This is a genomic window from Bacillus sp. MAG717A, assembly GCF_036884855.1.
GTDB classification, from domain to species: domain Bacteria; phylum Bacillota; class Bacilli; order Bacillales; family Bacillaceae; genus Bacillus; species Bacillus safensis.
Genome location: NZ_CP145733.1, coordinates 26038 through 48037, shown reverse-complemented (window position 1 = coordinate 48037; position 22000 = coordinate 26038). Strand labels below are relative to the sequence as shown.

Here is a 22000-nt window from a genome sequence, read left to right as displayed (position 1 = left end):
CTATGAAAGCCGCCTGATATTCAGTTCTATTTAGGCGGCTTTCTGTTTATACATAGATGGTATTTTGAGTAAAAACATCATTTTTTTATGAAAAGAGGAAATGTAAGTGCTTTTATAAGAGGCGGGGGTTATCGATGGGTGAGAAGTGATTTTATAAATAAGAGGTAAAAAGCGAAAGGCAAAGGAGATCAAGCAAAAGGGGTTGGGACAAATTATGATAAGAAAATGGCGTGTTTATTCACTGTTTCTCTTACTGACGCTCGTTTTAGCGGGCTGTGGTGAACCATACTTATCAACACTCAAGCCAGTTGGGGAAGTAGCAGATAAACAGTTTTTCCTAACGGTACTGAGTACACTCATTATGGTTCTTGTCGTCATTGTTGTATCGATCATTTTCTTTTACGTCATCATTAAATTCAAACGTTCTAAAGTGGGAGAAGATACGATTCCAAAGCAGGTGGAAGGGAACCGCAACCTAGAAATCACATGGACAGCGATTCCGATTCTTCTACTCATTATTCTCGTTGTACCTGTTGTGGCATACACGCTTGAACTAGGGGATACAAGCGCTATGGATAAGAAAAAACGAGATCCTGAAAAGACACTTGTTGTCAATGTAAGAGCAAGCTTATATTGGTGGGAATTTGAATACCCTGATTATGGGATTGTCACAAGTCAGGAATTGATCGTACCAACAGATCAAAAGGTGTACTTTAAGCTGAAAGCATCCGATGTCAAACACTCATTCTGGATTCCATCGGCTGGTGGTAAAATTGATACAAACACAGAAAATGAGAACAAATTTTATTTAACCTTTGACTCGAAACGAACGAAAGATGCAGGGGAATATTTCTACGGGAAATGTGCGGAGCTTTGCGGACCGTCACATGCTTTAATGGACTTTAAAGTTAAAACGCTTTCTCAAGATGAGTTTTTAGGATGGACGAAAAAAATGGCTGATTACAAGAAGCCTAAATCCACAAAAGATCTCGCTTTAGAGGGTGAAAAGCTATTTAAAGAGAAAAACTGCTTGAGCTGTCACGCAGTAGAGCCTGGTGACGAACGGCCGGAAGCAGCAAGGACAGCACCAAACCTTGCGACCTTCGGAGAGCGGACGAAAGTAGCTGGAATCAAAGACATGAACAAAGAAAATGTGAAAGCATGGCTGAAAGATCCAGAAAGCTTTAAACCAGGGAATAAGATGACAGGAACGTACCCTAAATTAAATGACTCAGAAGCAGATGCACTTTACGAGTATTTAAAAGGTCTTAAAGTCGAGTAACAACTAGAGCAGATATGCAAGAGGGTATGTGATCGATGTGAAGTTTTTGTTAAGAGCTCCCGAATATGTCTCTACAACCGAGAAGTCGTCATCTGTCAGACATAGTCTGTTTAAAGGATCGTTAAGAAAGACATCTATATGAAAAGGGGCAAATGGGAGATAAGAGGGGGATTTCATGGTGAGTACAATAGCTAAAAAGCGGGGGTTTGGCGCTGTCTTATGGGATTACTTGACAACGGTTGACCACAAAAAAATTGCCATATTATATTTAGTGGCAGGGGGATTTTTCTTTTTGGTTGGCGGAATCGAAGCGATGTTTATCCGTATTCAGCTAGCCATCCCTGAAAGTGATTTTGTCAGTGCAGGGGTTTACAATGAAATCATGACGATGCATGGAACGACAATGATTTTCCTGGCAGCTATGCCGCTTTTATTTGCATTAATGAATGCGGTTGTACCAATTCAAATTGGTGCACGTGACGTAGCATTTCCGTTTGTGAATTCACTTGGTTTTTGGTTATTCTTTTTCGGAGGAATTTTCTTAAACCTTGGATGGTTTATGGGTGGAGCACCTGATGCAGGCTGGACTGCATACGCTTCGCTCACGCTGAATTCAGAAGGGCATGGAATGGATTTCTATATTTTAGGTTTGCAGATAGCGGGTATTGGTACGCTGATTGCCGGGATTAACTTTCTTGCAACGATTATTAATATGAGAGCGCCTGGTATGACGTATATGAGAATGCCGCTCTTTACTTGGACGACATTTGTCGCCTCCGCACTTATTTTATTCGCATTCCCGCCGCTGACAGCAGGGCTTGCGATGCTGATGCTTGATAGAATGTTTGACACGAGCTTTTTCAATCCAGAGCTTGGAGGAAATACAATCATCTGGGAGCATTTGTTCTGGATTTTCGGACACCCAGAAGTATATATCTTGATCCTGCCGGCATTCGGAATCTTCTCTGAGATCATTCCAGTGTTTGCAAGAAAAAGACTGTTTGGCTACTCGTCCATGGTGTTTGCTACTGTATTGATTGGTTTCCTTGGATTCATGGTGTGGGCGCATCACATGTTCACAACGGGGCTTGGACCTATCGCCAATGCGATTTTTGCCGTAGCGACCATGGCAATTGCGGTGCCAACAGGAATTAAAGTGTTCAACTGGCTGCTCACGATATGGGGCGGTAATGTGAAGTTTACAACGCCGATGCTTTATTCTGTTGCCTTTATTCCGTCGTTCTTACTTGGCGGGGTAACCGGAGTCATGCTTGCGGCAGCTGCAGCGGATTATCAGTTCCATGATACGTATTTTGTTGTGGCGCATTTCCATTACGTCATTATCGGCGGGGTTGTATTCGGTATTTTAGCAGGTGTGCATTACTGGTGGCCGAAGATGTTTGGAAAGATACTGAATGAGAAACTTGGAAAAATTGGCTTTGTGCTGTTTTTCATCGGTTTCCATTTAACTTTCTTTATCCAGCATTTTCTCGGTCTATGGGGCATGCCGCGCCGGGTCTTTACGTTCCTGCCAGGTCAGGGTCTCGAGCTTGGGAACTTGATCAGTACGATTGGGGCACTGTTTATGTTTGTAGCTGTTGTGATCATGCTGATTAATATCATCTGGACAACAGCAAAAGGGGAGCGTGTATCGAGCGATCCTTGGGGAGATGGAAGAACACTTGAATGGGCAGTGTCTTCGCCTCCGCCAGAATACAACTTTAAACAGCTTCCGCTTGTGAGAGGACTAGATCCATTATGGATTGAAAAAATGGATGGTAAAAAAGGAATGACAGCATCTGAACCGCTCGATGATATTCACATGCCGAATAACTCCATTTTGCCTGTCATTATCTCATTCGGTCTATTTGTGTCAGCGTTTGGTTTCATGTATCGTCAAGAGCACGACTGGGGGCTTCCAGTGATCTTCATTGGTCTTGGTATTACGTTTGCGACCATGCTCGTTAGGTCTCTGAAAGATGATCATGGATACCATATTCACAAAGAAGATTTGACCGACGACGATGATAAAGGGGTGAAAGCATAATGGAACCACAAAAAATGACGGCGGAAACCTTTCCGGCTTCTCCTGAGAAAGCCACGTTAGAAGGGAAGAATAAGTTTGTCGGGTTCTGGCTGTTTCTTGGAGGAGAAACCGTTCTGTTTGCATCGCTTTTCGCCACGTATTTGGCGCTGAAAAACTCAAATGCAGGCGGAGCAAAAACAACTGATATGTTTGACCTCACACTTGTCTTTATTGCCACAATGCTTCTATTAACGAGCAGTTTAACGAGTGTGTATGCCATGTATCATATGAAAAACTTTGCCTTTAAAAAGATGCAGCTTTGGCTTGGTATCACGGTCCTTTTAGGTGCTGGATTTTTAGGGGTTGAGATTTATGAGTTTTATCACTACGTGCATGCGTATGAATTTACGATTACCAGCTCAGCTCTTGGTTCTTCCTTCTATACACTTGTAGGAACTCACGGAGCTCACGTTGCCTTCGGACTTTGCTGGATTACCGCTCTCATGATCCGAAATATGAGACGCGGACTTGATTTATACAATGCGCCGAAATATTATGTGGCAAGTCTCTATTGGCACTTCATTGATGTTGTGTGGGTCTTCATCTTTACCGTTGTATATTTAATGGGAATGGTGGGATAAGAATGGGAAATAAAAACACAAATCAGTCCAAAGTCGACCTTGTATATCGTAAAAAGAAAAATGCCGAAGAAATGAAGCATCAGCTCATTTCTTTCGGCTTGATGATTGGATTAACATTTGTTGCGTTTTTAACGATCGCCTCAGAAGACGTTGGAAACTGGTTCGCTGTACCGTTTATTTTACTGCTTGCAGGCATTCAGGTGGCTTTTCAGCTTTATTATTTTATGCACATGAACCAAAAAGGGCATGAAACACCCGCCTTGTTTCTATACTCAGGTGTGTTTGTTGCGTTTATTACCGTATTAGCCTTTTTGACCATTATATGGTGGTAAACCCGCTTTGCCCTTGAAGGAGGCGCAGCAATGGAAAACTTAGAAATATTCGGATTTCGGGCATTATGGAGCCCTTATTATTTGACATGTATTGTGATAGCAGCTGCTCTTTATCTGCTTCTTGTGACAAAGGGGAAGCACCGTGCGACCGTGAAAGAGAAAACGTTATTTCTGACCGGGCTTGTTCTATTATATGCTGTGAAAGGGAGCCCAATTGATTTAATGGGGCATATTATGTTTAGTGCACATATGGCGCAAATGGCAGTGCTCTATTTAGTTATCCCGCCTCTCCTTATTACAGGATTGCCTGCAGCCATCTGGGAGCGGATCATTCAAACACCAGGTATTCAAGCCGTTTTCCGTTTGTTTTCCAAGCCTTTAATTGCACTGCTTGGGTTTAACGGCTTGTTTTCGCTGTATCACATTCCACTTGTGTTTGATTTTGTGAAAACAGATCCGTTTTACCATGCATTGATGACGGTTGTTATTTTTATCGCTGCCTTTTTCATGTGGTGGCCGCTTGTCCATAAAGTTCAAAGTCTGCCGCAGATCACAGGCATTTTGAAGCTTGGATATATCATGGCAGACGGGATATTGATGACTCCGGCCTGTGCACTTATCATGTTTAGTGAGGCTCCGATCTATGCAACCTATTCTAATGCAGGTGCATGGATACAAGCACTGCATTTATGTGTGCCAAGTGATATGCTTGCAGGCCTTGCTCTCACTGGCCCTGAAATGTTCCACACCTTGCCGCTGCTAGAGGACCAGCAGCTAGGAGCCATTTTGATGAAAATTATTCAGGAGATTGTGTACGGCTCTATTCTTGCTGTTGTCTTTTTTGACTGGGCAAGAAAAGAAAGGGCGAAAGATGCCGTACCAGATGCGCTTATTCCGAAATATGAATAAAAAAAGCACAGCCAGATGGCTGTGCTTTCATCTTAGAAAAAGGGCTAAAAGATATTTTTGCCCTTTGTTTTATGCTTCAGCCGTCATGGCTTCTAGTTTTTCCTTCAGCTGTGCAAGTGTTTTTTTGCTTGATTGGATGAGAGACTTAGGGAATTCTTCGCCTTCGCCATATTCAACGCCATGTGGATAATAGTGTTTTCCAAGTAATGGTGTTAGAAGCTGGATGTGTGCCTTTTTGGCACCGACATCTCCTTCGGTGGCGTAGCCGGAAATTCGTAAATAAAAGGTTCCTTCTACCATGCTGTACTTTCTGTCGTACGTCACACGCTCATAATCCCATTGATCGGCTCGTACAAATCCTTCACTTTCCATAATGAAATCTAATTTATTTAAGTCAGCTGATACCTCTTCAATCCCCGTACCTTCAAACTTCACCCAAAACCCCTCCTTATAAAATTTCCCTTTACTGACAATCATAGTATGAAAGCGTTAAACTTTCAACTGTGAAAGGTATGTTCTTTTATAAGCTGGTTACAGTAATAAAGAAAATAACGGATGGAGGAATCAACGTGAAAACGAAAAAAATCAAAGATATTATGACAAAAAAAGTAGTGACATGTCAGCAAGATGACAATACGTATGAAGCAGCAGTCAAAATGAGAGATGCTGATATCGGTGCCATTCCAGTGGTTGACGGAGATCAGCTCGTTGGAATAGTGACAGACCGTGACCTTGTGCTCAGAGGCATTGCAGAAAAAAAGCCAAACTCACAGGAAGTGGGCTCGCTGATGACGAAGGAAGTACTAACAGCTGAAGAAGATGCAACACTTGAAGAAATTGTCCGACTCATGTCAGAGCATCAGCTCCGCCGCATTCCCGTTGTAAAAAACGGCGCATTAACAGGGATTGTCGCTCTTGGAGATTTATCAGTCGAAGATTTATCAAATGATCGCGCGGGAGAGGCACTGACAGAAATCTCTCAACAGGATCAAAATCATGGGCAAGGATTTCTTCATTAAGAGGGGCATATTTTAAATTCGTGTTAAATAGGCTGTATTGTCGTTGATAAATGGAGCAAGTTTTGTTTAAATGACAGTAGAAGGTACTTTTTGTACCTTGCCAATTTAACGGAGGTGTTTATTTGAAAACTGTGCTCAAAACACTCCTCATCCTCCTGATTATATCTGGAACGTACGTTCTGTTTATTCAATATGGATCTTCACCAGAAAAAGAAAACAGCAATGAACCGAAGGTGTCTAATGAAGAAACATCTAGCGATAAGCCGATCAATATCCCAAAGAAGGGGCTCATGTCCTTTATGGGGAAATCTTCAAACGAAGTGCTTAAACAGCTGGGAGAACCAGATCGCATTGATCCTTCCGCATATGATTATGACTGGTGGATTTACAACCAATCGAAGAAGCACTATATTCAAGTAGGGGTAAAGGATAGTAAAGTGGTGACCTTGTTTGCAACAGGAGACGGACTGAATGTTGAACCATTTAAAATCGGTCAAGCCACGAGTGAAGTATTTAAGAAAACACAAATTGCACCTTACATTCATGTAGAGGATGAACAAAATTCATACCGCTTTGAATTCTCAGAAGATGATATGAATACAAGACCCACTGTGAAAGTGGGAGATGATGTGTATGTTCAGCTTTACATGGATAAGTTTGAAAGCACCCTTTCAAGTATCAGGGCCTTCAACGCAGATACATTTGTGAAACAAAAGCCGTATGAGGTGGTCTACCGAGGTCAATTGGTAGAACCTGAGCCGATATCAGGCGAAAAGTGGAAAGATATCGAGGCTTCCAGTCAAAAACAAATTTTTGATATGACCAATATTATCCGCCATAAGTACAACCTGCCGATCTTAAAGTGGGATGATGAAACCTCTGAAGTGGCTTTTATGCATAGTGAGGACATGAAAGAGAATCATTATTTCTCCCATGAATCTAAAAAATACGGTACGCTGAAAGATCGGTTAGAAAGAGGCGAGGTGGGCTTTCAGCTCGCAGGTGAAAACATTGCCTATAACTATGTCGATGGACCTGCAGCGGTAGAGGGCTGGCTCAATAGTGAAGGTCACAGGAAGGCGTTATTAAATAAAGATTACACGCATCTTGGCGTAGGGGTGAAAGAAAAATATTACACCCAGAATTTCATCAAGAAAACATCTTAAACGAAAGCAGCTGCATAAGTCGCAGCTGTTTTTTTGATGTTTAAAAAGAGGCTCACCAAAATAGATGCTGGTGTATATAGTATAGTAGGCATTTGTATGGGGGGTGAGGATATGACAAACAAGCAAAAACAAACATCCATTGATGAATTTAAACAATTCGTCAGACGCCATCCGAAGTTAATTCAAGAAGTGCAAACGCAAGAAAAAAGCTGGCAAAGTGTCTACGAGAATTGGGTCATGTTTGGTGAAGAAGATGAAATGTGGTCACCTTACCGGCAAACGAAATCTGAAGACGCTAAAGAAGAAAAAGCCTCTAAGCCAAGTGAAGCAGGAAAAGCAGATTTTATGTCTAAAATGGTTTCTGCTGTGAAAAAAATGGACGCTGATCAAATGAATGAACAGATTAACAAAATGAGCCAGTCTATTTCCTCTTTACAAAGCTTACTCGGCCAATTTTCATCCAATGGTTCAAAGAAAGGTTCATCTGGAGGCAGTCAGCACCCATTCTCCTTCAGGAAAGATTAAGTGAAAGGGGATGCTTCTGGTGCGAAAAGAAGTACAGGAATTTGTCATGGCCGAAGAGGATCGAATCAAATTCATAAGGCAGCGTCCTCTCTGGTACAGACAGCTGACGCGACATCCTGAAAATCTATCGTCCTTTGAATTAGATAAAATGAACTTTTACGAAAAAACCATTCCTCATCGTGTAAGTCAGTTGAGCAATAGCGTCCAAATGGCTGAAATGATGATTCAAATGTTCCAAGCAATGCGCAATCAAAATGGAGCCGGTTGAGGCTTTTTTGAGTTGATTAAGATGTCTATTTCCTGAGCATCCTATAAAAGTAGATGAAAGGAGAATCAGATGATGAAATGGATGCTGTCAATAGGCGCATTGCTTTTTCTTGTTACCGGGTGTCAAAGTCAACATGGAGAAGAGCAAGTGAACAAGCAAGACCCAGCATTACCAGTCATGCAGCAAACCCAAAGCGAAATGAAACAGCAAGGCTTTTTGAAATACAAAGTGCAGGGATCGTCTGTCTATATAGAAAGTACACTTCAAGATTTTCATCTTCAGCCAGAGCGTCTAAAAAAGAACGAGAAGGCGGGATATTTCACAGTGTATGTAGACGGGAAACGTGCAGGGAATGAGTATACTGCGGCATTTGTGGTCAAGCATCTTTCAAAAGGAAAGCATAAAATGACCGTTGTGCTGAATTCCCGTCATCCAGAATATAAACAGAAAAGAGAAACATGGGATGTATTTGTCACGTAAAAGCATTTTCTGATCCATAGGTTTCGTGGTAAACTATGAATTGGAGGTGCAACATTTATGTATGCGACAATCGAATCTGTGGAGCTCCAAGAGGAAGCAAATCAATTGGCTGCCATGATTCTTCAGTCGGAGGAGGCTGAACATTACCGCAACTGCTTTAAGCGTCTCCAGCAAGACGAAGAAGCCCAACAAATTATTGCCCATTTTACAAAAGTAAAAGAGCAATATGAGGATGTGCAGCGGTTCGGCAAATACCATCCGGACTATAGAACGATCTCAAAGGAAATGCGTGAGGTCAAAAGAAAGCTAGATCTTCACGATACAGTGGTTGATTTCAAAAAAGCAGAAACAGCGATTCAATCCATCTTAGATGAGATTAGTATTGAAATCGGTCAAGCTGTATCAGCATATATTAAAGTTCCAACAGGGAACCCATATTTTGATGGTCTATCATCATGCGGCGGTGGCTGTGGATCAGGTGGCAGCTGCGGCTGTAAAGTATCTTGACGAGACTTGAATGTCTCGTCTTTTACATAATAAATGAAAAGAATTGAAAAGCGGCAGGTGAAAAGATGGAAACCAAACGTCAAGGGATGGTCGTCTGGCTGCATTCGTTAAAGCAGTCAAAAGCGCTAAGAAAATTCGGGAATGTTCACTATATTTCAAGGAAAATGAAATATGCGGTGATCTATTGTGATATGAATGATCTTGAGCGCCATATGGCTAAGCTTAGCTCGTTACCATTTGTGAAACGTGTTGAGCCTTCATATAAACCTTTTATTAAGTTAGAGTACGAGTCCAAATTGGACAAAGCAAAAGAGTATGATTATAAGGTGGGCTTTTAAAGACACAAAAAAATCCCCGCGGCATCACCCGCGGGGTCCTTCTATTCTTAATGATTCATTAAGGAGAAGGCAAAGGGAGAGGAGAAACCGGAGGAAGAACTTATGGGGAAACGTAAGTCTTCTCCGCGGTTGGCAACAGCACCACATCAGATGCTGTTATAAGTAGTATGACCCCGGATTTCTTGATCTATACATAGAAAATGAATGAAAATCCGCGCATTGTTCCTCGAGGAGTGATGTGGTAAGATAATGTTGAATTTTTTGTCATAAACAATGACCAATAGAAGCAAGCAGAAAAAGTGGTGGGAAAATGAGAGTCATCTCTGGAACGAGAAAAGGCCGCACACTTAAAGCGGTACCAGGTCAATCAACACGACCGACGACAGATAAAGTGAAAGAATCGATATTTAATATGATCGGCCCGTATTTTGATGGCGGATGGGCCCTTGATTTATTTGCAGGAAGCGGTGGTTTAGGAATTGAAGCGCTTTCTAGAGGATTCGATCATTGCATATTTGTTGATCGAGATATGAAGGCGATTCAGACGATTAAAGGCAACCTGAATCAATTGTCGCTAATGGATCAAAGTGAAGTGTTTCGAAATGAAGCAAAGCGTGCACTCGCAGCTGTTGTGAAACGAGAGGAATCCTTTCAAGCCATTTTCCTTGATCCGCCCTATAAAGATCAACAGCTAAAAGTACTTCTTGAAATGATTGACGAGCACGCCTTGTTAACAGATGACGGCGTGATCGTGTGTGAGCACGACAAAGATGTGAAGCTGCCAGAAGAAGCAGGACAACTTCACATTACAAGACAGGAACTGTACGGATTGACTGGTATTACGATCTATAGAAAGCGGGGAAATTAATATGGGGAACATAGCCGTTTGTCCGGGCAGCTTCGATCCAGTCACATTGGGGCATTTGGATATCATCAAAAGAGGTGCAAAGATTTTTGATGAAGTGTATGTATGTGTATTAAATAATTCATCTAAAAAACCATTATTTACTGTTGAAGAACGGTGTGAGCTTATTCGCCAAGCGACGAAGGAGCTGCCAAATATCAAAGTTGAATCCTTTCACGGCCTGCTCGTTGATTACGCGAAACAAAAAGAAGCCAAAGTTATTTTACGCGGACTAAGGGCTGTGACGGACTTTGAGTATGAGATGCAAGGCACCTCAATGAACAAAGTGTTAGACGATGAAATTGAAACGTTTTTTATGATGACCAACAATCAATATTCCTTCTTAAGCTCCAGCATTGTCAAAGAAGTAGCGAAATATCATGGGGCAGTCAAAGATCTTGTACCAAAAGAGGTAGAAGCAGCGCTGAAGGAAAAATTTAATGGATGAGTGCACCTGGCACTCATCCATTTTTTAATTTCCGATAGTATAGCGCGATATACACAATCAAGCTGCAAAGTGTGATCAAAGGACCAGCTGTCACAAGCTGATTCCAAAGCACGCTGCTGAACATGACGACCTGCTGGCCTGCATCAAAGGCACCCGCCGGGAGAGCGATGTCTGATCGAGAGACATAAAGAGGCCTGAATAATAAAAAGGCAAAAACAGCTGCATAAATCCCGTGAAGCAAACGGGCGAAGAAAAACGGTTTAAAGCGGATATCGGTTGCCGCTAGAATGCCGGCGACTTGGGCTTGAACAGAAAACCCGCTGAATCCTAAAATAAAGCTGACGACAATGGTTTTAGCGAGAAGGGTGACTTCCTGTGCCCCCGTCATCTGGCTCCCTAATGTGATTTCAAATAAACCGGCAATCATGGCAAGGTCTAATTCTGGCGGAAGATGCATCGTTTGCAGCATATATCCGAGCCCTATGGATAAAAGGTCTGTCACATGGACAACTGACAGCATTTTGCTAAACACAGAAAATAAGATAATAAAGCCGCCAATCATAAAGAGTGTTTGGACGGATGACATGACTGCATCACTTAAAATTTGGCCGAGCGGCCTTTTCTCTGCGAGTCTTGCTGTATGAAGAGCATTGAAAGCCTCTTTAAACGGCGGGATTAAAAATTTCTTGCGGCTTCTTAGATGCGCATCATGCCGCGCTTTATATCCCCGCATCGTCACACCAACAGCAAGGTTCCCTAAATAATGTGCGCTTGCCAATACAATGCCTAAAGCTGGGTGATGAAAAAAACCAACAGCCACCGCACCGAAAATAAACAATGGATTCGATGAATTTGTAAAGGAAACGAGACGCTCTGCTTCGATCCGCGTCAGCTGCCTTTCCTGCCTCAGTCTTGTCGTTAATTTCGCACCGGAAGGAAACCCTGAAGCCATTCCCATTGCTAGGACAAATCCGCCTACACCTGGCACCCGGAAGATGGGGCGCATAAATGGCTCTAATAATACCCCGACAAATCTGACAATCCCAAAACTAATTAATAGCTCGGACAAAATAAAAAAAGGAAGCAATGATGGAAATACAACCTCCCACCACATTGCAAGTCCATTTTTTGACGCTTGCAAAGAGGCTTGTGGGTGTGTAATCACAGTGGCTGTTAAAAAAATAAAAAAAGCAGCGATGAACAGAGTGTTCCATTTTTTCATGGAGATTTCGCCCCTTGCTGTTATGATCTATTGGCGAGCTCGTGATTGTAGAAAAAGAAATTAGCCGAGCCTGTCTTCTATTACTATACGAGCAGTAGGGGCATGTTTAGACCTATAGATTCGTATATATGCATAGAAAGAGGAGGGTGGATTTTCATGAAGCGACCGATCATCGGGCTTGCACTAGGCTCCGGGGGTGCGAGGGGAATGGCGCATATCGGGGTATTGTCTAGTCTTGAGAAGCAAGGGATACAGGTAGATATGATCGCAGGAAGCAGTATTGGCGCACTTGTTGGGAGCTTTTATGCGGCAGGACAAGACGTAGAAAAAATGAAAAAACTTGCACTTGTCTTCAGAAGAAAGTATTATGCTGACTATACACTGCCAAAAATCGGTCTTTTAAAAGGAAATCGAATTTTGCAGCTGATTCACACGTTTACATATGGGAAAACATTCGAAGAATTAAGAATGCCCCTTGCGGTGGTTGCCTGTGACCTCGAAACAGGGGAAAAGGTTGTGTTTAAAGAAGGGTCTGTCTCACAAGCAGTCAGAGCAAGCATCAGCATTCCAGGCGTGTTTGTTCCTCACGAAATGGGCGGCAGACAGCTAGTGGATGGAGCGGTTGTTGACCGCATTCCTGTGTCTGTTTTAAAAGAAATGGGCGCAGACCTTATTATCGCCTCTGATGTATCAAGGGTGAAAAAAACAGAAAAGGCGACGAGATTATCGGATGTGATCATGCAAAGTTTGGACATCCTTCAAAATGAATTGGTCCGTCATCAAACCATTCATGCAGATCTCATGATTCGGCCGAGGCTTGAAACATTTAGCTCCAGTTCGTTCACACAGGTTCAGGAGATGATTGAAGCTGGTGAGCTCGCCGCAGACCAATTAACAGGTAAACTGAAAGATGTCATTGATAAATGGGAGTGTTAATCGAATGAAAAAATTGAATATTCGCTGGCTCAGCTTTTTTGTCGTTGTTCTTGTCTTATTTGGCTTAACTTTTGTCAAACTACCGTATTACGTGACAAAGCCAGGTGATGCAACAGAGATTGCCCCTCACATTCAAGTGGACGGTGGATACGGTGAGAAGGGCAGCTTCTCTCTTATGACGATTAAAGTAGGTCCAGCCAATCCGTATACGTATTTGCTTGCGAAAATGAATAAATATGACGAGATCGTCCCAGAAGAAAATATTAAAGCGGACGGAGAGTCGGATGAAGATTATATGAAAAGACAGCTTCAGCTGATGAAAAGCTCTCAAGAAAATGCCATGATTGCAGCGTATACAAAAGCAGGTAAAAAAGTAGATTATACGTTTAATGGGGTATATGCGAGCTACGTCATGAAAGGCATGCCTGCTTACGGTAAAATTGAAGTGGGCGACCGGATTAAAAGCGTCGATGGCAAGACGTATGACTCTGCTGATAAAATGGTGTCGTATATCAGCCGTCAAAAAGCAGGTACATCTGTCCGTTTTGTCCTTGAACGAAACGGCAAGGATATCACGCAGCAAGTGAAGTTAAAACCTTTTAAAGAAGAGCCGAATCGAGTCGGAATTGGCGTATCATTATTTACAGACCGAAATGTGAAAGTCTCGCCTTCTATTAAGGTGGATATTGAAAATATCGGCGGCCCGTCGGCAGGTTTAATGATGTCACTTGAAATTTATAACCAGCTAACAAAAGAAGACGAAACTCATGGCTATGCGATTGCAGGGACCGGAACGATTGACGCTGATGGTACGGTCGGGCCAATTGGCGGAATTGATCAAAAGGTCGTTGCAGCAGATAAAGCAGGAAAAGATATCTTCTTTGCACCAAACGATAAAGGTGATCCAAACTCCGACTACAAAAATGCAGTGAAAACAGCGAAAGATATTAAAAGTGATATGAAAATCGTTCCTGTAGACACAATGCAGGACGCACTGAACTATTTAAATAAGTTAAAAGAGAAAGCATCTTAAGTAAAAAAAGAGCAGCCCTTATCAAGGCTGCTCTCAGCGTGTAGACAAACCCTCGCATTCGGTGTCAGGTCTCTGCGCCGGTACTCACGAATGTCAAATTCGCTCCGTTCCGGTGCTCGCCCTTCCTAGACTTCAAAGGTTTTCTATCACGCTGAAAAGAAGACAAAGGACTAAAATAAAGATCATTTTAGCCCTTTGTCAACAATCAGAGAGCAGCCCTTATCAAGGCTGCTCTTTTTATCAAGATTGGAAGAGACCAGTCTCTTCATCATAGCGGATCGGTGAGGTTTTAAATTCTGCTTCTGTTAACTTTGTTTGCATTGGTTCGCTGATAGGAAGGCTGAAGACGCGGGAAGCGCGAATGTCAAGATCAAGGGCAGGGTGTGAAAAGGAAGACAGCTTGCTGATGAGCGGTACGTCCAATTCTTTTTTGACAAGTGATAAGTATTGCTGTCCTTTCTTTGACATACCAAGTAAACGAATGTATGGCGTGTGTTTCTCGTTTAGCAGCTCATGCATGACAGTTTTCTTTACCCTCATTAAAAGGTGCGTATTCATCCGCTGCAGCCTTGTCCACGTATATCGTTTTGTTTTCAAAAGTGATAGATATTCCTCGTAGGAGGACGCATGTGTGATCGCCTTTTGCATGCGGTGTTCGATGCCTTCTTCGATTTCATAGATGCCTTCTAGTTCCGCTGTATCCATTGTGTGAAACACATGTTTTAAGAAGCTGAAATAGTCTTCTTGTGTATGTAAAAGATCATAAGAAGAATAATAGTCGTGTAATTGCTTAAGCGAAGCTTCCGGGAGATAAGAGGCAACAGTCTCAAATGATCCATTCTCTTTTAAGGCTTTTCGGATGCTTGTTGCGCTTGCGATTTTCTGATGTTCAGGAAGCTCTTGATCATGATAGCCTGATGCAATTCTTTGAGAGGTAAAGGGCTCTATGTGAGGAGATCTCTCTAAGATGGCTTTGACATAATGGAAGCCTAAAATGTTATTGGGCTTAGACAAATCCAGTAAGTGTTTAGGATCAATGATCTCTTGAAACGCAGCGGCAGAGGCAGCTGGATAACTAAGCCCTTCTTTGACCTTTAATTTTGTGAATAGATCAATTTCTTCTTTTTTCTCATGCCAAGCGTGAGCTGTTCGCTCAAATGCTTTGATATCTCCGTCCTCGCTTCCGAAAAAAAGGGAGCGGCATTTTAAAGCGTCTAGAATGGACACAGCGCCGTTTGCAAAGGTTTCTGCCTTTTGCACTGCATATATGTATGGAAGCTCACATACGATGTCTACACCGTTTTGCAATGCCATTTTAGTACGTGCCCATTTAGAGACGATGGCAGGCTCTCCGCGCTGGAGGAAGGAACCGCTCATGACGGCAATGGCTACATCTGAGGAGGTATGTGTTTTCGCCTGACGAACATGGTAGGCATGTCCATAATGAAATGGATTATACTCGACAACGACTCCTGTTGCTTTCAATAGATGTTCCGCCTTTCTTGCTATGGTTAAATGGTCTATGCTACAGTAGCATAAGGGAAAAATGAAGCCCATTTTTTTCAGTGTAGGCATTCCGTGAACTGATGTCAAACAACGCTTTGACATCACAAAGGACTGTAAAGAAAAAATATTGACAAATAGCATGATGAAAGCTATAATCATGTTTGTTGCTCTTAGAGGTGATACAATTGAAATGGACAGTTTATCAGTTACATCAAAAAGCTAAAAACAGCTTCGATTTTCATGAGACGGTTGACTTAAATGAACTTACTAGCCTTCATTCAGATATACGTCGCATTTCACCAGTAGAGGTGAAAGGGACTGGAGTGATCGAATCAAAGCAAGTCGCATTTGATTTAACCATCACAGGTGAAATGACATTGCCTTGTTCAAGAACGCTTGTTGATGTAAATTATCCATTTGCGATTTCAACGAAAGAACTATTTGTACTTCATAAGACAGACGATATAGAAGATGAAGACGTATCTGTTGTAGAAGACGATATCATCGACTTAACGCCTATTGTCAAGGAAGAAATTCTTCTTGAAGTGCCGATGCAAATCTTTTGCGATCAAACAGACGTAAAAGGTGCTGCACCACAGGAAGGGAATGACTGGGCGGTCATTTCGGAAGATGCACATCAAAACCGAATTGATCCGCGTCTGGAAGGCTTGAAGAAGCTCTTAGAAGAAAATAATGAATCTTAACTCTTTAAGGAGGTGGGAATAATGGCTGTACCTTTTAGAAGAACTTCTAAAATGAAAAAAAGATTGCGTCGTACGCATTTCAAACTACAAGTACCTGGTATGGTAGCTTGCCCAGAATGCGGTGAAATGAAAATTTCTCATCGTGTCTGCAAATCTTGCGGAACATACAAAGGCAAAGACGTAAAAAGCAACTAATGCTTGATAAAAAAGCGTAAGGGAATCTTCCCTTGCGTTTTTTTATTTGTCTATTTTTTTAGGTTTCTCTCCTGCAAATAGTCTATCTACTCTAGTAAGCGCATATGATGTGGTATTCAGATTCAGGGGGGATGATCAATTGACGATTACAAGGCAGGATGCATGGACACAAGATGAAGATTTACTTTTAGCAGAAGTCGTCTTAAGACACATTCGTGATGGAGGAACGCAGCTTTCCGCATTTGAGGAAGTTGGGAAAGCATTGTCAAGAACAGCTGCAGCATGTGGATTCAGATGGAACTCATACGTCAGAAAACAATATCAGGCCGGCATTGAGCTGGCGAAAAAACAGCGAAAAGAACTGCGTAAAAAGATTGGGATTCATTCCTCGGGTTTACCACAGAATACGTTAACGATAGAAGAGAAGGCATCTTCAGATCAGGCTGAATTGACCTTGCGAGAAGTGATTCAGTTTTTAGAGCAGCTTGAAAAAGAACCTGCTGGCTCTGCTTATTTACGCGAAGAACTAGCGGATGCACAGCATCAACTAAAGTCGCTCACGGAAGAAAATGAACATTTGAAGAGGCAATTAAAAATGACAGAAGAAGATTATCGGGCACTCATTGGGATTGTTGAAAGAGTCAAACAGAATATCAACTTAAAAGAATATGCTAAATAAGAAAACGCCCCTCACAGAGAAAGGAGGGGCGTTTTGCCATCAGTATTAAGCGGATTCACCTGTATTCTTTTGAATATGGGCGGGCTCCCAGATGAGTGGATTTTCGCCTTTATCGCGTTCCATATCATATTTGACCGCTTCAAAGCCCATTTTATCCCAAAAACCCGCAGATTTGACGCGTGGATTGGTCCGGATAGGCATTCCGAAGGATTTGGCGAAATCAACAAGTGCCTCGCCGTACCCTTTACGCTGATACCCAGGAAGCACTTCCAGCTTCCATAGCTCTAAATAATCATGATTGTGGTCAAAATACGTTGTCGTCGAGCCGTCCACTTGATATAGGCTCATACGTGCGACCAGCTTATCTCCAAAATAAATCCCATAAAATGGAGAGTTGCTGTCATTTTCAATCATATTACTTTCAAGGTCTTCAAGCATGGATAGTTCTTGTATCCCATATTCTTTAAATTGTTTAAATTCCTCTAAAGTTTTGTAATTGATTAGAAGTCGTTTTACTTGTGTCATATGATCTTCCCCCTTACACACATAATGTCGACAGTGATGTCATTGAAGGCGTTTTCACCCCATCCGCCTCAAAAAGTTTTTACACTTATTATTATAGTTTTTAAATTAAAAAAATTCAATCGCGGCGCGCCAACTGCTTTTTGCATCACGGCATGAAACTGTTAAAATGGTTGATATGATGAAGTAAACAGAAAAAGGGAAGTGCGGCAGTTGAACATTGGAATCATTGGCGGCGGTGCGATTGGTCTGCTTTGTGCCAGTTATTTATCACAGCATCATGACATCACTGTTTTAACAAGAAGAAAAGAACAAGCAGAGGAGATTCAAACATCAGGAATTAAGCGAATGGTAAAAGGAGAGACATTCTGGTCGGCTGCTCAGGCACGGGCAGGCATTACAGGACGATTTGATCTGCTGATTGTGACAGTGAAATATCATCATTTGCAAGAGGTGCTTGATGAACTATCGACATTACCTCGTCAGCGAATCTTATTTTTACAAAATGGCATGGCCCACTTATTAGATTTAGAAAACTGGAAAACGGCGCATACAATTTATATAGGTGTCGTAGAGCACGGGGCCATGAAGGTATCAGATCATGCAGTAAACCATACAGGGATTGGTGTCATCAAGTGGGGGGCTTTTCATCCTGAGGATGCAGCTGATGTGAGAAATGCTTTAAACGGAACGCCGGCTCATTTTCAGATGATTTATACGGATGAATGGAAAAAAGTGCTGGAGGAAAAACTGCTAGTCAATGTCTGCATTAACCCGCTCACGGCATTATTGCATGTGAAAAATGGGGAATTGATCGTAAATCCTTCATATGAATACATGATGAAATGTGCATTTGAAGAAGCATTGTCCATTTTAGGTCTGCCTGAAAAAGAGCAGCTCTGGTCACACGTCGTTTCAATTTGTAAGAAAACGGCCGCCAATCAATCGTCGATGCTTCAAGATATCGTCAAAGGCCGTGAAACCGAAAGAAAAGCCATCGTTGGCTATCTTTTAAAAAAGGCTCAAGCTCAAGAGATTCTGGCGCCTCATCTTACTTTCTTCAATCGAAGCTTGGAAGTATTGGAAAAAAAGCAAACAAAATCTTTTGAGTGAGCTCATTTACATGCTATACTTTTTTCGGGAAACTAACTATTTATTGAAGAAAGGAAGTTCTAAACATGCAATTGACTGAACTTTCCATCCGAAGTCAGAATTTATTCATACGTGATTATATAGAAGAAAAAAAAGAGATGACTGCTTTTTTTGATTATGATATACATTCTGAGCACACATGGAAAAAGAGATACGACGATCTCATGGAAATGAGCTTCCCGCGCGAGGCTTTAGCAGATTATATGAGCGCATACCACGCAAAGTTTGAATCGGCAGCGATGCGTCAGAACATTGAAAAGATCCGTGACAAGCGGAGTGTCATGGTGGTTGGAGGACAGCAGGCCGGCCTACTTTCAGGACCACTTTATACCATACATAAAATCATATCCATTATTCAGTTCGCAAAAGAAAAAGAATCAGCGCTTGGCGTTCCTGTGATTCCAGTCTTTTGGGTAGCAGGTGAGGATCATGACGTAGATGAAATTAATTTTGTCTACACATCTGGCGACAAAGGTCCAGTCAAGCAAAAGCTGCCATTACATAACGTTAAAAAAACTGCTGCAAAAAGAACACCGCTGCATCAAGAAAAAACAGAGAAATGGCTACGTGACGTGTTTTCAACGTATGAGGAATCTGCATATACAAATGGCTTGCTTGATCAGCTTCTTCGATGTTTACGCAAATCACAAACGTTTACGGATTTCTTTGAATGGATTGTATGCGACCTTTTTGAAGAAGATGGACTTCTTCTATTTAATTCAGGAGACTTAGGCGTTAAACCACTTGAGCGTACGTTGTTCAAGCACATTGTCGAGACAAATGATGCGGTCACAGCTCGTTTGAATGAAACGCAGGCTGCCATGAAACGAGCGGGATATCAGCCGATCATTGAAGCTGGTGACAATCAGGCGAACCTGTTTTACGAATATGATGAGGAGCGTTTCCTTATTGAAAAAGAAAACGGCCAGTTTTCTATATCAGAAGTGGGGCTTACATGGACGAAAGAAGAGCTTTTGCAGGAAATTGAGGAGCACCCAGAACGGTTCAGCAACAATGTGGTGACACGCCCCTTAATGCAGGAAACCCTTCTCCCGACACTTGCTTTTATGGCAGGACACGGTGAAGTCAACTATTGGGGAGAGCTGAAAGGAATCTTTGAGCATTTTAAATTAAAGATGGCACCTGTTCTTCCAAGACTGCACGTGACCATTCTTGAAAGGCACATCGATAAGAAGCTGCCGGCTAGAGAACTTTCTGTAGAAGAAGTGCTCACAAGCGGAGTAAAAGAAAAGAAAGAGGCTCACTTTGAGCAAAGCCTTCCAGACAGCTTTGTTCAAGCCGTTGATCATGCGAAACGTGAATTAGCGAAAGTTCACAGTGTATTGAGGCAAGAAGCACTGGAGGTTGAACCAAACTTCGAGCAGCTGCTAGATAAAAATGCCAAATTTATCGAAGATCAGCTTCAATTTGTTTATCAAAAGGTGGCGCAGCGTGTGGAACAGAAGGAAGGATATATCCTTCGGGATTTTGAACGGATTGAAAACAGCTTAAAACCACTAGATGCCCCGCAAGAAAGAATTTGGAATATCATGTACTTTTTAAACAAATATGGTCCAGAATTCTTCAAAACGTTCAAAAATCTGCCATTTTCATTTCAAAACAAGCAGCAAATTGTCAAACTTTGAAATAAAGTTTTAATGAACCCTGACTAGTTCAGGGTTTTTTTTTATGTAGAAACAGTGTAAAATAAGTTTTGTGGAGAGAAGTGGTGGATAGTGGAGAGTAAGGGTGAGAAAGTGGGGCTCTGATTATCATGTTCATGGGTGAATACCAACATACGATTGATACAAAAGGGCGCATGATCATCCCTGCTAAATTTAGAGACGGTCTCGGAGAACAGTTTGTGCTGACGAGAGGGCTTGATCAATGTTTATTTGGCTACCCTATGAGTGAGTGGAAACTAATTGAAGAGAAACTCAAAGCACTGCCGCTAACGAAAAAAGATGCACGTGCGTTTACCCGGTTCTTCTTCTCCGGCGCAGTTGAATGCGATCTGGACAAGCAGGGGCGCATTAACATCGCATCAAACCTACTCCAATATGCAAAACTCGAAAAAGAATGTGTGGTCATCGGCGTTTCAAATCGAATTGAGTTGTGGAGTAAGTCGATCTGGGAACAATATACAGAAGAGCAAGAAGATTCTTTTGCTGAAATTGCTGAAAACATGATTGGGTTTGATATATAATAATCCCTTGTGCAGCAAGCTTTCTACACATTCATTTCTATTTGAAAAAGGTGGGACCATAACATCATGTTTCAACATGAGACAGTATTATTAAAAGAAACAGTTGACGGTTTAAACGTCAAAGAAGACGGTACATATGTAGACTGCACGCTGGGCGGAGCAGGTCATAGCTCATATTTACTATCTCAACTATCAGAAAAAGGTACATTGATTGGATTTGACCAAGACGATGCTGCACTGGATCATGCACGAGAGAAGCTCGCGGATGCTAAAGCGAACATTCTTTTCATAAAGAGCAACTTCCGATATTTAAAAGAACGTCTGAATGAACAAGGCATTACAAGCGTAGACGGTGTGATTTTTGATCTTGGGGTTTCATCTCCTCAGCTCGATACACCAGAGAGAGGCTTTAGTTATCACCATGATGCACCTCTTGACATGCGAATGGATCAAACAGCCGCATTGTCGGCAAAGCAAGTGGTGAATGAATGGCCATTTGAAGATCTAGTTCGGATTTTCTACAAATATGGGGAAGAAAAATTCAGTAAGCAAATCGCACGAAAAATTGAAGAAGCTAGAAAAAAAGCACCAATTGAAACAACAGGTGAGCTTGTCGACATTATCAAAGAAGGAATTCCCGCACCTGCAAGACGAACTGGCGGACATCCAGCAAAAAGAGTGTTTCAAGCGATCCGAATTGCTGTAAATGATGAATTGAAAGTTTTTGAAGAAGCACTAGAACAAGCAATAGAGTTACTCAATCCGAAGGGGAGAATTTCTGTCATTACATTCCATTCACTTGAAGACCGGATTTGTAAAAGTACATTTAAAGAAATGTCTTCTCTTCCAGAACTTCCGCACGGACTACCAGTGATTCCAGAGGGACTTGAACCAAAGCTGAAGCTGATCACGAGAAAGCCAATCGTTGCATCAGAACAAGAGCTGGAACATAACAACCGTGCCCGTTCAGCGAAGCTCCGAATTGCAGAAAAAAAGTAAA

The 22000-nt window shown here is 42.0% G+C and carries 27 protein-coding genes; 23 read left to right on the top strand and 4 right to left on the bottom strand.

What is annotated here, in order from left to right; translation table 11 throughout:
* The first annotated feature begins 214 nt into the window (after nucleotides 1-214).
* The 5 genes from coxB (at nucleotide 215) to ctaG (ending at nucleotide 5190) form a co-directional block, all read left to right on the top strand.
* The gene (coxB, locus tag V6Z54_RS00240) at nucleotides 215-1282 is read left to right on the top strand and encodes a cytochrome c oxidase subunit II (RefSeq protein WP_041084948.1); all 1068 of its coding nucleotides are present in this window, start codon (nucleotides 215-217) and stop codon (nucleotides 1280-1282) included.
* A gap of 175 nt (nucleotides 1283-1457) precedes the next feature.
* Nucleotides 1458-3329, top strand: coding sequence for a cytochrome c oxidase subunit I (ctaD, locus tag V6Z54_RS00235; RefSeq protein WP_039178285.1), 1872 nt, complete (start codon nucleotides 1458-1460; stop codon nucleotides 3327-3329).
* Nucleotides 3326-3949 carry a cytochrome c oxidase subunit III gene (gene ctaE / locus V6Z54_RS00230; protein WP_087977219.1) on the top strand — a complete coding sequence of 208 codons (624 nt, stop codon included), beginning with the start codon at nucleotides 3326-3328 and terminating at the stop codon, nucleotides 3947-3949. The genes ctaD and ctaE overlap by 4 nt, the downstream gene beginning before the upstream one ends.
* 2 nt (nucleotides 3950-3951) lie before the next feature.
* Complete coding sequence (gene ctaF, locus V6Z54_RS00225; RefSeq protein WP_024426910.1) at nucleotides 3952-4281, top strand: cytochrome c oxidase subunit IVB; 330 nt, start codon at nucleotides 3952-3954, stop codon at nucleotides 4279-4281.
* 30 nt (nucleotides 4282-4311) lie between these two features.
* Complete coding sequence (gene ctaG / locus V6Z54_RS00220; protein ID WP_338527581.1) at nucleotides 4312-5190, top strand: cytochrome c oxidase assembly factor CtaG; 879 nt, start codon at nucleotides 4312-4314, stop codon at nucleotides 5188-5190.
* A 69-nt stretch (nucleotides 5191-5259) separates the two neighbouring features.
* Here the strand turns inward: ctaG and V6Z54_RS00215 are convergent, their stop codons facing one another.
* Nucleotides 5260-5625, bottom strand: coding sequence for a YugN family protein (locus V6Z54_RS00215; protein WP_024426911.1), 366 nt, complete (start codon nucleotides 5623-5625; stop codon nucleotides 5260-5262).
* Between the two features lie 161 nt (nucleotides 5626-5786).
* On the opposite strand from V6Z54_RS00215, the gene V6Z54_RS00210 reads away from it, so the two are divergent.
* The 9 genes from V6Z54_RS00210 to coaD all read left to right on the top strand — a co-directional run bounded on the left by V6Z54_RS00210 (nucleotide 5787) and on the right by coaD (nucleotide 10845).
* Nucleotides 5787-6209: a CBS domain-containing protein gene (locus V6Z54_RS00210; protein ID WP_075612378.1), complete on the top strand. Its 423-nt coding sequence runs from the start codon at nucleotides 5787-5789 to the stop codon at nucleotides 6207-6209.
* A 122-nt stretch (nucleotides 6210-6331) separates the two neighbouring features.
* A complete protein-coding gene (locus V6Z54_RS00205) occupies nucleotides 6332-7375 on the top strand; it encodes a CAP domain-containing protein (protein WP_041084945.1) in 1044 nt (347 codons plus the stop codon).
* Nucleotides 7376-7486: 111 nt separating this feature from the next.
* Nucleotides 7487-7900, top strand: coding sequence for a YlbD family protein (locus tag V6Z54_RS00200; protein WP_041084944.1), 414 nt, complete (start codon nucleotides 7487-7489; stop codon nucleotides 7898-7900).
* Nucleotides 7901-7919: 19 nt separating this feature from the next.
* Nucleotides 7920-8168, top strand: a complete 249-nt coding sequence (locus V6Z54_RS00195; protein WP_039178297.1) for a YlbE-like family protein — start codon at nucleotides 7920-7922, stop codon at nucleotides 8166-8168.
* Between the two features lie 72 nt (nucleotides 8169-8240).
* A complete protein-coding gene (locus V6Z54_RS00190) occupies nucleotides 8241-8648 on the top strand; it encodes a hypothetical protein (RefSeq protein ID WP_073979455.1) in 408 nt (135 codons plus the stop codon).
* A gap of 57 nt (nucleotides 8649-8705) precedes the next feature.
* Nucleotides 8706-9155, top strand: a complete 450-nt coding sequence (locus tag V6Z54_RS00185; protein WP_007499807.1) for a YlbF family regulator — start codon at nucleotides 8706-8708, stop codon at nucleotides 9153-9155.
* Between the two features lie 65 nt (nucleotides 9156-9220).
* Nucleotides 9221-9493 carry a YlbG family protein gene (locus V6Z54_RS00180; protein ID WP_003212137.1) on the top strand — a complete coding sequence of 91 codons (273 nt, stop codon included), beginning with the start codon at nucleotides 9221-9223 and terminating at the stop codon, nucleotides 9491-9493.
* 280 nt (nucleotides 9494-9773) lie between these two features.
* A complete protein-coding gene (rsmD, locus tag V6Z54_RS00175) occupies nucleotides 9774-10361 on the top strand; it encodes a 16S rRNA (guanine(966)-N(2))-methyltransferase RsmD (protein ID WP_258954567.1) in 588 nt (195 codons plus the stop codon).
* Nucleotide 10362: 1 nt separating this feature from the next.
* Nucleotides 10363-10845, top strand: coding sequence for a pantetheine-phosphate adenylyltransferase (coaD, locus tag V6Z54_RS00170; RefSeq protein WP_024426917.1), 483 nt, complete (start codon nucleotides 10363-10365; stop codon nucleotides 10843-10845).
* Between the two features lie 13 nt (nucleotides 10846-10858).
* On the opposite strand, the gene ylbJ is transcribed toward coaD, so the two are convergent.
* Nucleotides 10859-12067, bottom strand: coding sequence for a sporulation integral membrane protein YlbJ (gene ylbJ / locus V6Z54_RS00165; RefSeq protein ID WP_305960431.1), 1209 nt, complete (start codon nucleotides 12065-12067; stop codon nucleotides 10859-10861).
* A 156-nt stretch (nucleotides 12068-12223) separates the two neighbouring features.
* Between ylbJ and V6Z54_RS00160 the strand changes: the two genes are divergently transcribed.
* Nucleotides 12224-13003, top strand: coding sequence for a patatin-like phospholipase family protein (locus V6Z54_RS00160; protein WP_041084940.1), 780 nt, complete (start codon nucleotides 12224-12226; stop codon nucleotides 13001-13003).
* Nucleotides 13004-13007: 4 nt separating this feature from the next.
* Complete coding sequence (locus V6Z54_RS00155) at nucleotides 13008-14036, top strand: SepM family pheromone-processing serine protease (protein WP_039178313.1); 1029 nt, start codon at nucleotides 13008-13010, stop codon at nucleotides 14034-14036.
* A 240-nt stretch (nucleotides 14037-14276) separates the two neighbouring features.
* Here V6Z54_RS00155 and V6Z54_RS00150 read toward each other — a convergent pair whose 3' ends face one another.
* On the bottom strand, nucleotides 14277-15521 hold the full coding sequence (locus V6Z54_RS00150; RefSeq protein WP_073979509.1) for a nucleotidyltransferase: 1245 nt from the start codon (nucleotides 15519-15521) through the stop codon (nucleotides 14277-14279).
* A gap of 206 nt (nucleotides 15522-15727) precedes the next feature.
* Between V6Z54_RS00150 and V6Z54_RS00145 the strand changes: the two genes are divergently transcribed.
* The 3 genes from V6Z54_RS00145 (at nucleotide 15728) to gerR (ending at nucleotide 17120) form a co-directional block, all read left to right on the top strand.
* Nucleotides 15728-16246 (top strand): DUF177 domain-containing protein, encoded by a 519-nt coding sequence (locus V6Z54_RS00145; RefSeq protein WP_019743276.1) that lies wholly within the window; start codon nucleotides 15728-15730, stop codon nucleotides 16244-16246.
* A 21-nt stretch (nucleotides 16247-16267) separates the two neighbouring features.
* Nucleotides 16268-16441, top strand: a complete 174-nt coding sequence (gene rpmF / locus V6Z54_RS00140; protein WP_008354700.1) for a 50S ribosomal protein L32 — start codon at nucleotides 16268-16270, stop codon at nucleotides 16439-16441.
* A 139-nt stretch (nucleotides 16442-16580) separates the two neighbouring features.
* Nucleotides 16581-17120: a sporulation-specific transcriptional regulator GerR gene (gene gerR, locus V6Z54_RS00135; protein ID WP_041084939.1), complete on the top strand. Its 540-nt coding sequence runs from the start codon at nucleotides 16581-16583 to the stop codon at nucleotides 17118-17120.
* 45 nt (nucleotides 17121-17165) lie between these two features.
* Here gerR and V6Z54_RS00130 read toward each other — a convergent pair whose 3' ends face one another.
* Nucleotides 17166-17645, bottom strand: coding sequence for an N-acetyltransferase (locus tag V6Z54_RS00130; protein WP_041084938.1), 480 nt, complete (start codon nucleotides 17643-17645; stop codon nucleotides 17166-17168).
* A 210-nt stretch (nucleotides 17646-17855) separates the two neighbouring features.
* Here V6Z54_RS00130 and V6Z54_RS00125 point away from each other — a divergent pair, with 210 nt between their 5' ends.
* From V6Z54_RS00125 to rsmH, 4 genes are all read left to right on the top strand, one after another.
* Nucleotides 17856-18755 carry a 2-dehydropantoate 2-reductase gene (locus V6Z54_RS00125; protein WP_269103639.1) on the top strand — a complete coding sequence of 300 codons (900 nt, stop codon included), beginning with the start codon at nucleotides 17856-17858 and terminating at the stop codon, nucleotides 18753-18755.
* Between the two features lie 65 nt (nucleotides 18756-18820).
* Complete coding sequence (gene bshC / locus V6Z54_RS00120; protein WP_041084936.1) at nucleotides 18821-20440, top strand: bacillithiol biosynthesis cysteine-adding enzyme BshC; 1620 nt, start codon at nucleotides 18821-18823, stop codon at nucleotides 20438-20440.
* 128 nt (nucleotides 20441-20568) lie between these two features.
* Nucleotides 20569-21000, top strand: a complete 432-nt coding sequence (gene mraZ / locus V6Z54_RS00115) for a division/cell wall cluster transcriptional repressor MraZ (protein WP_003211163.1) — start codon at nucleotides 20569-20571, stop codon at nucleotides 20998-21000.
* 66 nt (nucleotides 21001-21066) lie between these two features.
* The gene (rsmH, locus tag V6Z54_RS00110; RefSeq protein WP_060699162.1) at nucleotides 21067-21999 is read left to right on the top strand and encodes a 16S rRNA (cytosine(1402)-N(4))-methyltransferase RsmH; all 933 of its coding nucleotides are present in this window, start codon (nucleotides 21067-21069) and stop codon (nucleotides 21997-21999) included.
* Nucleotide 22000 lies beyond the last annotated feature (1 nt).